This is a genomic window from Micromonospora sp. NPDC047762 (genome assembly GCF_043204655.1).
Lineage (GTDB): Bacteria > Actinomycetota > Actinomycetes > Mycobacteriales > Micromonosporaceae > Micromonospora.
Genome location: NZ_JBIDCQ010000003.1, coordinates 619,164 through 631,017 on the forward strand (window position 1 = coordinate 619,164; position 11,854 = coordinate 631,017).

The 11,854-nt window shown below is 71.4% G+C and carries 10 protein-coding genes; 9 read left to right on the top strand and 1 reads right to left on the bottom strand.

Annotated elements, in window-relative coordinates; all coding sequences use genetic code 11:
• The first annotated feature begins 23 nt into the window (after nt 1-23).
• Nucleotides 24-581, top strand: a complete 558-nt coding sequence (gene efp / locus ACGF3C_RS13640; protein WP_355009200.1) for an elongation factor P — start codon at nt 24-26, stop codon at nt 579-581.
• Between the two features lie 23 nt (nt 582-604).
• The gene (gene nusB / locus ACGF3C_RS13645) at nt 605-1,015 is read left to right on the top strand and encodes a transcription antitermination factor NusB (protein WP_184188983.1); all 411 of its coding nucleotides are present in this window, start codon (nt 605-607) and stop codon (nt 1,013-1,015) included.
• A 91-nt stretch (nt 1,016-1,106) separates the two neighbouring features.
• Here the strand turns inward: nusB and ACGF3C_RS13650 are convergent, their stop codons facing one another.
• Nucleotides 1,107-1,595, bottom strand: a complete 489-nt coding sequence (locus ACGF3C_RS13650) for a transcriptional regulator (protein ID WP_007458348.1) — start codon at nt 1,593-1,595, stop codon at nt 1,107-1,109.
• A gap of 288 nt (nt 1,596-1,883) precedes the next feature.
• Here ACGF3C_RS13650 and pyrR point away from each other — a divergent pair, with 288 nt between their 5' ends.
• The 7 genes from pyrR to ACGF3C_RS13685 all read left to right on the top strand — a co-directional run bounded on the left by pyrR (nt 1,884) and on the right by ACGF3C_RS13685 (nt 11,787).
• A complete protein-coding gene (gene pyrR / locus ACGF3C_RS13655) occupies nt 1,884-2,468 on the top strand; it encodes a bifunctional pyr operon transcriptional regulator/uracil phosphoribosyltransferase PyrR (RefSeq protein ID WP_355009199.1) in 585 nt (194 codons plus the stop codon).
• A complete protein-coding gene (locus ACGF3C_RS13660; RefSeq protein WP_357227364.1) occupies nt 2,465-3,391 on the top strand; it encodes an aspartate carbamoyltransferase catalytic subunit in 927 nt (308 codons plus the stop codon). The genes pyrR and ACGF3C_RS13660 overlap by 4 nt, the downstream gene beginning before the upstream one ends.
• The gene (locus ACGF3C_RS13665; protein ID WP_357227367.1) at nt 3,388-4,665 is read left to right on the top strand and encodes a dihydroorotase; all 1,278 of its coding nucleotides are present in this window, start codon (nt 3,388-3,390) and stop codon (nt 4,663-4,665) included. The genes ACGF3C_RS13660 and ACGF3C_RS13665 overlap by 4 nt, the downstream gene beginning before the upstream one ends.
• The gene (gene carA, locus ACGF3C_RS13670; RefSeq protein WP_393221792.1) at nt 4,665-5,858 is read left to right on the top strand and encodes a glutamine-hydrolyzing carbamoyl-phosphate synthase small subunit; all 1,194 of its coding nucleotides are present in this window, start codon (nt 4,665-4,667) and stop codon (nt 5,856-5,858) included. Before ACGF3C_RS13665 ends, carA begins: the two co-directional genes overlap by 1 nt.
• Nucleotides 5,851-9,198 carry a carbamoyl-phosphate synthase large subunit gene (carB, locus tag ACGF3C_RS13675; RefSeq protein ID WP_393221795.1) on the top strand — a complete coding sequence of 1,116 codons (3,348 nt, stop codon included), beginning with the start codon at nt 5,851-5,853 and terminating at the stop codon, nt 9,196-9,198. The genes carA and carB overlap by 8 nt, the downstream gene beginning before the upstream one ends.
• The gene (locus ACGF3C_RS13680) at nt 9,195-10,241 is read left to right on the top strand and encodes a quinone-dependent dihydroorotate dehydrogenase (protein ID WP_393221798.1); all 1,047 of its coding nucleotides are present in this window, start codon (nt 9,195-9,197) and stop codon (nt 10,239-10,241) included. The genes carB and ACGF3C_RS13680 overlap by 4 nt, the downstream gene beginning before the upstream one ends.
• A 271-nt stretch (nt 10,242-10,512) precedes the next feature.
• On the top strand, nt 10,513-11,787 hold the full coding sequence (locus ACGF3C_RS13685; RefSeq protein ID WP_357230824.1) for an adenosylmethionine--8-amino-7-oxononanoate transaminase: 1,275 nt from the start codon (nt 10,513-10,515) through the stop codon (nt 11,785-11,787).
• Nucleotides 11,788-11,854 lie beyond the last annotated feature (67 nt).

The window sequence follows — 11,854 nt, forward strand, 5'->3', positions numbered from 1 at the left end:
CCAATTGATGATCAAGGCAGGAAATGGCCTCCACCAACGACCTCAAAAACGGCCTGGTACTCAACCTTGACGGCGAGCTCTGGGCCGTCGTCGAGTTCCAGCACGTCAAGCCCGGTAAGGGTGGTGCCTTCGTGCGCACCACGCTGAAGAACGTGCTGTCCGGGAAGGTGGTCGACAAGACCTTCAACGCGGGCACCAAGGTCGAAACCGCGACCGTTGACAAGCGCACGATGCAGTACCTCTACGCCGACGGTGAGGACTTCGTCTTCATGGATCTGGAGACCTTCGACCAGATCACCGTGCCCGGTGGCACCGTCGGTGAGGCAGCCAACTACCTGCTGCCCGAGGCGGAGGCGACCATCGCCCAGCACGAGGGTGTGCCGCTCTACATCGAGCTGCCCACCAGCGTCGTGCTGGAGGTCACCTACACCGAGCCGGGCCTGCAGGGCGACCGTTCGACCGGCGGCACCAAGCCGGCGACCGTGGAGACCGGCGCCACCGTGCCGGTTCCGCTGTTCATCACCACCGGCGAGAAGATCAAGGTCGACACCCGCGACGGCCGTTACCTCGGCCGCGCCTGATGGCTGAGGGTTCCAAGCAGCAGATGCCGGCGCGCCGCAAGGCGCGCAAGCGGGCGCTGGATGTCCTTTACGAGGCCGACCTGCGGGACAAGCCTCCGGTGGAGGTGCTCGCCGGCTACGTGCAGCGGATCGAGCAGCCCCGGCCGGAGCACCTCGGCTACGCGGTGGGTCTGGTCGAGGGGGTTGCCGAGCACCTCAACCGGATCGACGAGCTGATCGCCAGCTACGCCGAGGGTTGGACGCTGGAGCGGATGCCGGTCGTCGACCGTAATCTGGCCCGGATCGCCGTCTACGAGTTGCTCTACGTCGACGAGATCGACGACGCGGTGGCGATCAGCGAGGCCGTCGAGCTGGCTCGGCAGATGTCGACGGACGATTCGCCGCGCTTCCTCAACGGGGTGCTCGGCCGGATCGCCGAGTACGCCACCCGCTGAGCGTCCGCACCGGACACCGCTGATCCGAAAGGGCCCGTGCCAGCCGGCACGGGCCCTTTCGGTGGAGCGGCAGATCAGGTGGAGCGGCAGATCAGGAGGCGAAGAACGCCCGGGGGTCGGCCACCAGCACGCCGTGCTCGGTGAGCCGCTCGATCAGGCCCGACGGTGAGGCGTCATAGACGATCGCGAGGGCCCGCAGGTCGTCGGCGCGGATGGAGAGCACCCGGCCGTTGTAGTCGCCGCGCTGCTGCTGGATGGCGCGGGCGTAGCGGGCGACGTAGGCCAGGTCCTCGGAGGCCTCGTCGTAGAGCCGCTCCAGGTCCAGGACAATCTTGCTGGTGGGCTCGTGGCGGACGCCACTGCCGTCAGGCAGCAGCTCCGAGACGGGTACGCGGTAGAACTCGGCCAACTCGGCCAGACGGGACACCGTCACGGCCCGGTCGCCACGCTCGTAAGAGCCGACCACCACGGCCTTCCACCGCCCGTTCGACTTCTCCTCCACACCCTGCAGGGAGAGACCCTGCTGCTGGCGGATGGAGCGCAGGCGGGCGCCCAGAGACTTGGCGTATTCAGAGGGCATTCGGACACTCCCAGTGCTGCTCGGGGTTCTCCCGTCGATCGCTACGGAGCGTGACGGTACGGGGAATGCGACACGTGGTCAAGTGGTCGTGCCCCTACCGTTGCGGAGCGTCCGGGGAGTTTTCTCCTTTTCCGGTACCTGACCCGGTGGTCAGTGGCCGCCGGCCATCACCCCGGTGACCACTGGTAACGTGGCGGAAGCCCCGGTCCAGGTCCGCTGTGCGGTCCGGCCGGAGGTGCCCGACATCCTTTAACGACCCGTCCCGTGAGGCGGGGAAGGAGGTCCGCCGTGGCGTACCCACCGGCTGCCCGCTCGTCACCACCGCAACAACCCTCGGTGAAGGTGATCCTCGCCAGCGCCGACGTGCAACGCGTGGTCGACCGCATCGCCCACCAGATCCTGGAGAAGACCCAGGGCGCCGCCAACACGGTGCTGCTGGGGATTCCCACCCGGGGTACCCCCCTCGCCCGGCGGCTCGCCGACCGGATCAGCACCTTCGAGGACGTCGCCGTCGGAGTCGGTGTGCTCGACATCACTCTGTACCGCGACGACCTCCGTCGGCACGCCACCCGCGCGGTGGGTCCGACCGAGCTGCCCCCCGGCGGGATCGACGGCAAACGGGTCATCCTGGTCGACGACGTGCTCTTCTCCGGCCGCACCGTCCGGGCCGCGCTCGACGCGCTCAACGACGTGGGCCGCCCCGCCTCGGTCCAGCTCGCCGTCCTGGTCGACCGGGGCCACCGGGAGTTGCCGATCCGCGCCGACTACGTCGGCAAGAACATCCCGACCTCGCTCGCCGAGAGCGTCAAGGTGACGCTCGCCGAGATCGACGGGACGGACGAGGTCAAGCTGTACGGGGGAACTGCCTCATGATCAAGCACCTGCTCTCCGGCGGGGACCTGGACGCCGACACCGCCACCGAGATCCTGGACACCGCCGCCGAGATGGCCACCGTCGCCGGCCGGGAGATCAAGAAGCTTCCCGCGCTGCGCGGACGGACCGTGGTGAACCTCTTCTACGAGGACTCCACGCGTACCCGGATCTCCTTCGAGGCGGCGGCGAAGCGACTCAGCGCCGACGTGATCAACTTTTCCGCGAAGGGGTCCAGCGTCACCAAGGGTGAGAGCCTGAAGGACACCGCGTTGACCCTGCAGGCCATGGGCGCGGACGCCGTCGTCGTCCGACACCCCGCCTCCGGCGCGCCGCACCGCCTGGCCAACTGGGTGGACGGGTCGGTCGTCAACGCCGGCGACGGCACTCACGAGCACCCCACCCAGGCGCTGCTGGACGCGTACACCATGCGGGCCCGGCTGGGCCGGCTCGCCGGCCTGTCGGTCGCGGTGGTCGGGGACGTGCTGCACTCCCGGGTGGCCCGCTCCAACGTGCTGCTGCTCTCCACCCTCGGCGCCAAGGTCACCCTGGTCGGCCCGCCGACCCTCATCCCGGTCGACATCGCGGGCGCCCTCGCGCCCGGCACCAACGTCTCCTACGACCTCGACTCCGTCCTGCCGAACGTGGACGTGGTGATGATGCTGCGCGTGCAGCGGGAGCGGATGAACGACTCCTACTTCCCCTCCGCGCGCGAGTACGCCCGCCGCTACGGTCTGGACGGGCCCCGGATGCGCCGGCTGCCCGAGCACGCGATCGTCATGCACCCCGGCCCGATGAACCGGGGGATGGAGATCACCCCCGAGGTCGCCGACTCACCCCGCTCCACCATCGTCGAACAGGTCACCAACGGGGTCTCCGTGCGGATGGCTGTCCTTTACCTGCTGCTCGGAGGGAACAACCGGTGAGCGCGTACCTGATCACCAGCGTGAGTGTCGTCGGCGCCGCGCCGACCGACCTGCTGATCCGCGACGGCGTGATCGCCGAGGTCGGCCCCGGCCTGACCGCGCCGGACGCCACAGTCGTCGACGGCACCGGCCTGGTCGCCCTGCCCGGCCTCGTCGACCTGCACACCCACCTGCGCGAGCCCGGCCGGGAGGACGCCGAGACCGTCGAGTCCGGTTCCCGGGCGGCGGCGCTGGGCGGCTACACGGCGGTCTGCGCGATGGCCAACACCTCCCCGGTGGCGGACACCGCCGGCGTGGTCGAGCAGGTCTGGCGGCTCGGCCGCGAGGCCGGTCTGGTCGACGTGCAGCCGATCGGCGCGGTCACCGTCGGGCTGGCCGGCGAGCGACTGGCCGAGCTGGGCGCGATGGCGGACTCGGCGGCCCGGGTGCGGATCTTCTCCGACGACGGGCACTGCGTCGCCGACCCGAAGTTGATGCGCCGAGCACTGGAGTACGTCAAGGCGTTCGACGGGATCATCGCCCAGCACGCCGAGGAGCCCCGGCTCACCGAGGGCGCCCAGATGCACGAGGGTGAGGTCTCCACCCGGCTCGGCCTGATCGGTTGGCCGGCGGTCGCCGAGGAGGCGATCATCGCCCGGGACGTGCTGCTCGCCGAGCACGTGGGCAGCCGACTGCACGTCTGCCACGTCTCCACCGCCGGCAGCGTCGAGGTGCTGCGCCAGGCGAAGGCCCGCGGGGTACGCGTGACGGCCGAGGTGACCCCGCACCACCTGCTGCTCACCGACGAACGGGCGGAAAGCTACGACCCGGTCTACAAGGTGAACCCGCCGCTGCGCACCGCCGCTGACATCGCCGCGCTGCGCGCCGCCCTCGCCGACGGGGTTATCGACGTGATCGCCACCGACCACGCGCCGCACGCCGTGGAGGACAAGGAGTGCGAGTGGGCGTACGCCCGACCGGGGATGCTCGGTCTGGAGACGGCCCTCTCCATCGCGCTGGACGTGCTCGGCCCCGAGTGGGACCTGATCGCCGAGCGGATGTCGCGCACCCCCGCACGGATCGCCGGCCTCACCGGGCACGGCGTCGACCCCGCGCCGGGTGTGCCGGCCAACCTGACCCTGATCGACCCGGCCGCCCACCGCACCATCGATCCGGCGGAGCTGGCCAGTCGCAGTCGCAACACCCCGTACGCCCGCATGACGCTGCCAGGTCGCATCGTGGCGACCTTCCTGCGTGGCGAGCCGACGGTCCTGGACGGAAAGGCTGTCAAGTAATGGTCAAGCGCAGACCCGCAATCCTGGTGCTGGAGGACGGGCGTACGTTCCCCGGCGAGGCGTACGGCAGCGTCGGAGAGACCTTCGGCGAGGCGGTCTTCAACACCGGCATGACCGGTTACCAGGAGACCCTCACCGACCCGTCGTACCACCGTCAGGTGGTGGTGCAGACCGCGCCGCACATCGGCAACACCGGCGTCAACGGCGAGGACGACGAGTCCGGTCGGATCTGGGTGGCCGGCTACGTCGTGCGCGACCCGGCCCGGATCGGCTCGAACTGGCGGGCCACCGGTGGTCTCGAGGACCGTCTCGCCACCGAGGGTGTGGTGGGCATCAGTGGCGTGGACACCCGGGCGCTGACCCGGCACCTGCGCGAGCGGGGCGCCATGCGGGTGGGCATCTCCAGCATCGACAACGACCCGCAGAGCCTGCTGGCCCGGGTCCGTCAGGCGCCGGAGATGGTCGGCGCGGACCTGTCCGCCGAGGTGAGCACCGTCGAGCCGTACGTCGTCGAGGCCCTGGGCGAGCACCGGTTCACGGTGGCCGCGCTGGACCTGGGCATCAAGCGCAACGTGCCGCGTCGGCTGGCCACCCGGGGGGTGACCACCCACGTGCTGCCGGCGTCGTCGAGCATCGACCAGATGCTCGCCACCGGCGCCGACGCGATCTTCCTGTCGCCCGGTCCTGGCGACCCGGCCACCGCCGACGCCCCGGTGGAGCTGGCCCGGGAGGCGCTGCGGCGCGAGGTGCCGCTGTTCGGCATCTGCTTCGGCAGCCAGATCCTCGGTCGGGCGCTCGGCTTCGGCACCTACAAGCTGGGCTACGGCCACCGGGGGATCAACCAGCCGGTGCTCGACCGGGTCACCGGCAAGGTCGAGGTGACCAGCCACAATCACGGCTTCGCGGTCAAGGTGCCGGGCGCGGGTGCTGGCGCTGTCGTCCCCGACCAGGTGATCGACACCGACTTCGGCGGCGTACGGGTGTCGCACGTCTGCCTCAATGACAACGTGGTCGAGGGGCTGCGGGCAGTGGACCTGCCCGCGTTCACCGTCCAGTACCACCCGGAGGCGGCGGCCGGTCCGCACGACGCGGACTACCTCTTCGACCGATTCGCCGAACTGATCGAGGGCCGTGCCCTCGACCAGCGGCCCAGTGAAGGCCGGACCCACAGCAAGGGGCGCAGCAATGCCTAAGCGGACCGATCTCCAGCACATCCTCGTGATCGGCTCCGGGCCGATCGTCATCGGGCAGGCCTGCGAGTTCGACTACTCGGGCACCCAGGCGTGCCGGGTGCTGCGCAGCGAGGGGATCCGGGTCAGCCTGGTCAACTCCAACCCGGCCACGATCATGACGGACCCGGAATTCGCCGACGCCACGTACGTCGAGCCGATCACCCCGGAGTTCGTGGAGCTGGTCATCGCCAAGGAGCGCCCGGATGCGATCCTCGCGACCCTCGGCGGGCAGACCGCGCTGAACACGGCCGTCGCCCTGCACGAGGCCGGCGTCCTGGAGAAGTACGGCGTGGAGCTGATCGGCGCGAACATCGACGCCATCAACCGGGGCGAGGACCGGCAGCTGTTCAAGGAGATTGTGGCGAAGGCCGGCGTACGGCTGGGCGTCGACGACCCGACCGCCCTGGTGCCCCGCTCGCGGGTCTGCCACTCGATGGACGAGGTCGAGGCGACAGTCGCCGAGCTGGGCCTGCCGGTGGTGATCCGGCCGTCGTTCACCATGGGTGGCCTGGGTTCCGGCATGGCGCACACCCCGGAGGACCTGGCCCGCATCGCCGGCGACGGCCTGTCCGCCAGCCCGGTGCACGAGGTGCTCATCGAGGAGAGCGTGCTCGGTTGGAAGGAGTACGAGCTCGAGCTGATGCGCGACCGGCACGACAATGTGGTGGTGGTCTGCTCGATCGAGAACATCGACCCGATGGGCGTGCACACCGGCGACAGCGTCACAGTGGCCCCGGCCATGACGCTCACCGACCGGGAGTACCAGCACCTGCGTGACCTGGGCATCGCCGTGCTGCGCGAGGTCGGTGTGGACACCGGCGGCTGCAACATCCAGTTCGCGGTCAACCCGGTCGACGGCCGGATCGTCGTCATCGAGATGAACCCCCGGGTGTCGCGGTCCTCGGCGCTGGCCTCCAAGGCGACCGGTTTCCCGATCGCGAAGATCGCCGCGAAGCTGGCCATCGGCTACACCCTCGACGAGATCCCGAACGACATCACCCTGAAGACCCCGGCGGCGTTCGAGCCGACCCTGGACTACGTGGTGGTGAAGATCCCCCGGTTCGCGTTCGAGAAGTTCCCCGGCGCGGACCCGGAGCTGACCACCACGATGAAGTCGGTGGGCGAGGCGATGAGCCTCGGACGCAACTTCACCGAGGCGCTGAACAAGGCGATGCGCTCGATGGAAACCAAGTCGGCCGGTTTCTGGAGTGTGCCGGACCCTGCCGGCGTCACCCTGGCCGACACCCTCGCGGCGCTGCGGATCCCGCACGACGGCCGGCTGTACACGGTGGAGCGGGCACTGCGGCTCGGGGCGTCGATCGCCGAGGTGGCAGAGGCGTCCGGCGGGATCGACCCGTGGTTCCTGGACCAGATCGCCGCGCTGATCGAGCTGCGCGCCGAGATCGTCGACGCGCCGGTGCTCGACGCCGACCTGCTGCGTCGTGCCAAGCGGGCCGGTCTGTCCGACCGGCAGCTCGCCGCGCTGCGCCCGGAGCTGGCCGCCGAGGACGGCGTGCGGACCCTGCGCCACCGCCTGGACGTGCGCCCGGTCTACAAGACCGTGGACACCTGCGCGGCCGAGTTCGAGGCGACCACGCCGTACCACTACTCGACGTACGACCTGGAGACCGAGGTCGTGCCGTCGGACCGGCCGAAGGTGCTGATCCTGGGCTCCGGCCCGAACCGGATCGGGCAGGGCATCGAGTTCGACTACTCCTGCGTGCACGCCGTGCAGGCTCTGCGGTCGGCCGGTTACGAGACGGTCATGGTCAACTGCAACCCGGAGACGGTCTCCACCGACTACGACACCGCCGACCGGCTCTACTTCGAGCCGTTGACCTTCGAGGACGTCCTGGAGGTCTGGCACGCCGAGGACTCGTCCGGCCGGGCGGCCGGCGGGCCGGGCGTGGTCGGGGTGGTCGTCCAGCTCGGCGGGCAGACCCCGCTGGGGCTGGCGCAGCGGCTCAAGAACGCCGGTGTGCCGATCGTGGGCACCTCCCCGGAGTCGATCCACCTGGCCGAGGAGCGCGGCGCGTTCGGCGCGGTGCTGGCCCGCGCCGGCCTGCGCGCGCCGGCGCACGGCATGGCCACCTCGTACGACGAGGCCAAGACGATCGCCGACGAGATCGGCTACCCGGTGCTGGTCCGGCCGTCGTACGTGCTGGGCGGGCGGGGCATGGAGATCGTCTACGACGACCCGACGCTGCGCGACTACATCGGCCGGGCCACCGACATCTCCCCGGACCACCCGGTGCTGGTGGACAGGTTCCTCGACGACGCCATCGAGATCGACGTGGACGCGCTGTGCGACGCCGACGGCGAGGTCTACATCGGCGGCGTGATGGAGCACATCGAGGAGGCGGGCATCCACTCCGGCGACTCGTCGTGCGCGCTCCCGCCGATCACCCTCGCGGGCTCGCACCTGGCCGAGGTCCGCCGCTACACCGAGGCCATCGCGCGTGGCGTCGGGGTCCGCGGCCTGCTCAACGTGCAGTACGCCCTCAAGGACGACGTGCTGTACGTGCTGGAGGCCAACCCGCGCGCGTCGCGGACCGTCCCGTTCGTCTCCAAGGCAACGGCGGTGCCGCTGGCCAAGGCGGCGGCCCGGATCGCGCTCGGCGCGAGCGTCGCCGACCTGCGCGCCGAGGGCCTGCTGCCGGCGACGGGGGACGGGGGCACGATGCCGGCCGACGCGCCGGTGGCGGTCAAGGAGGCGGTGCTGCCGTTCAAGCGTTTCCGGACCCGCGCGGGCAAGGGGATCGACTCGCTGCTCGGGCCGGAGATGAAGTCGACCGGCGAGGTGATGGGCATCGACACCAACTTCGGGCACGCCTTCGCCAAGAGCCAGTCGGCCGCGTACGGGTCGCTGCCGACCGCTGGGAAGATCTTCGTCTCGGTGGCCAACCGGGACAAGCGCGGCATGATCTTCCCGATCAAGCGGCTGGCCGATCTGGGCTTCGAGATCGTCGCCACCGCCGGCACGGCCGAGGTGCTGCGCCGGCACGGCATCGCCTGTGAGCAGATCCGGAAGCACTACCAGGCCGGTGCGGGCGACGACGCGGTGTCGCTGATCGGCGGCGGCCACGTGGCGCTGGTGATCAACACGCCGCAGGGCTCGGGCGCCAGCGCCCGTTCCGACGGCTACGAGATCCGCAGCGCGGCCGTCACGGCGGACATCCCGTGCATCACCACGGTTCCCGGAGCCGCCGCGGCGGTGATGGGCATCGAGGCGCGGATCCGCGGCGACATGCAGGTCCGCCCCCTGCAGGACCTGCACGCCACTCTGCGGGCGGCCCAGTGACACTGTTCGAGCAGGTCGTACGACCTGGGTTGTTCCGGATCGGCGGCGGGGACGCCGAGGCGGCGCACGAGTGGACGCTGCGGCGGTTGGCGGCCCTGTCGCGGCGGCCGGCCGCGCTCGCCGTGCTGCGGGCCCGCTACGCGGTCGACGCGCCGCGCACCGTGTTCGGGGTGCGGTTCCCCAACCCGGTCGGGTTGGCCGCCGGGATGGACAAGGACGGCGCGGCGCTGCCGGCCTGGCCAGCGCTCGGCTTCGGTTTCGTGGAGGTCGGCACGGTCACCGCGCACGCCCAACCGGGCAACCCCCGGCCGCGGCTGTTCCGGCTGCCGGCCAGCGAGGCGGTGGTCAACCGGATGGGCTTCAACAACGCCGGGGCCGCCGCGCTGGCCGCCCGGTTGTCGGCGCTGCCGCGCCCGCTCGGGGTGCCGCTGGGCATCTCGCTGGGCAAGTCCAAGGTGACAGCGTTGGACGAGGCGGTCGAGGACTACCTCGCCTCGTACCGGGCGCTGCGCGGGCACGGCGACTACTTCGCGGTGAACGTGTCCTCACCGAACACCCCGGGTCTGCGGTCGTTGCAGGACCGTGCCCACCTGGACGCGCTGCTCGGCGCGTTGGTGGGGGAGAAGCCGGTGCTGGTCAAGATCGCGCCAGACCTGACCGAGGCGGCGGTCGCCGAGCTGTTGGAGGTCTGCCTGGCCCGGGGCGCCGCCGGGGTGATCGCCACCAACACCACGCTGTCCCGGGACGGGCTGGCCGACGTCGACGTCGAGCGTGGCGGGCAGGCCGGCGGCCTCTCGGGTCGGCCGCTCACCGGGCGGGCCCGCGACGTGGTCGCCTTCGTCCACTCCGAGACCGGCGGCCGGCTGCCGATCGTCGGCGTCGGGGGTGTGCTGGACCCGGACGACGCGGCGCGGATGTTCGATGCGGGCGCCGACCTGGTGCAGCTCTACACCGGTTTCATCTACCGCGGACCGGCCCTGGTCCGCGCCGCCGCCCGCGCGGCGGCCGCAACGGCGGCACCGGAAGCGGTCGCCGGCCGGTGACCGCCCCCGGTGCGGTGCGGGCCGGGGGCAACGGGGTGCCGGGTCCGCTCCGCGTCGACGACACCACGCCCGTTGTTGCCCCTTTGCTCTGCACCCGTGGGTGCACCACTCGGCGCGCGACACCCGGCCGCCACCGGATGTCGCGTCCGCGGGTGCAGAGCAAAGGCGGCGGAAATGGAAGCGGCGGCCATGGCGGGGGAGGCGGCGGAGAGGTTCGACCCGGCCGCAGGACGTCCGCCGTCCGGACCGCTTGAGGCGCAGAGGAGTACGCGTGACACCCGAGGAGATCCTGGCCGCTGACCGGGCGCACGTCTGGCACCCGTACGCCGCGCTGCCGCCGGCCAACCCGCCGTACGTGGTGCGCGGCGCCGAGGGGGTACGGCTCACCCTGGCCGACGGGCGGGAGCTGGTGGACGGGATGTCGTCCTGGTGGGCGGCGATCCACGGGTACCGGCACCCGGTGCTCGACGCGGCGGTGACCGACCAGCTCGGTCGAATGAGCCACGTGATGTTCGGCGGGCTCACCCACGAACCGGCGGTGCGGCTGGCCCGAACCCTGGTCGAGCTGACCCCGGACGGCCTGGAGCACGTGTTCCTGGCCGACTCCGGCTCGGTCAGCGTCGAGGTGGCGGTGAAGATGTGCCTGCAGTACCAGCGGGCCGTCGGGCGGCCCCAGCGGCGCCGGCTGGCGACCTGGCGGGGCGGCTACCACGGCGACACCTTCCATCCGATGAGCGTCTGTGACCCGGAGGGCGGGATGCACCACCTGTGGGGCGACGTGCTGCCCCGGCAGGTGTTCGCCCCGGTGCCGCCGGGCGGTTTCACCGATCCGCCCGACGACGGTTACGTGGCCGCGCTGGTGGAGACGGTCGAGCGGCATGCCGACGAGTTGGCCGCGGTGATCGTCGAGCCCGTCGTCCAGGGCGCCGGCGGGATGCGCTTCCACCACCCGGGTTACCTGCGGGTGCTGCGCGAGGTGACCCGCGCGCACGGAATTCTGCTGATCTTCGACGAGATCGCCACCGGGTTCGGCCGTACCGGCGAAATGTTCGCCGCCGGGCACGCCGGGGTGACGCCGGACGTGCTCTGTGTGGGCAAGGCGCTGACCGGCGGCTACCTCACGCTCGCGGCCACCCTGTGCACCGCGGAGGTCGCCCGGGGCATCTCGGCGACCGGTGTGCTGGCGCACGGGCCCACGTTCATGGGCAACCCGTTGGCCTGCGCGGTGGCGAACGCCTCCATCGGGCTGCTGCGGGCCGGAGACTGGGCCGGGCAGGTCGCCAGGGTCGGCGCCGGCCTGCGCGCCGGTCTGGAGCCTCTGCGCGGCATGCCGGGCGTGGCCGACGTACGGGTCCTCGGCGCGATCGGCGTGGTCCAGCTCGATCACGAGGTCGACCTCGGCGCGGCGACGGCTGCCGCGGTCGCCCAGGGGGTGTGGCTGCGCCCGTTCCGCGACCTGATCTACACGATGCCGCCGTACGTCACCGACGATGCCGACGTGGCCCGGATCGCGACCGGGGTGGCGGCGGCGGTGGCGGCTGGCTGAGTCGGCCCGGCCACCGGGTCGACGGGTTACCCGGGCGGGTCAGCCGCCCGGACGAGAAGAGGGGAAC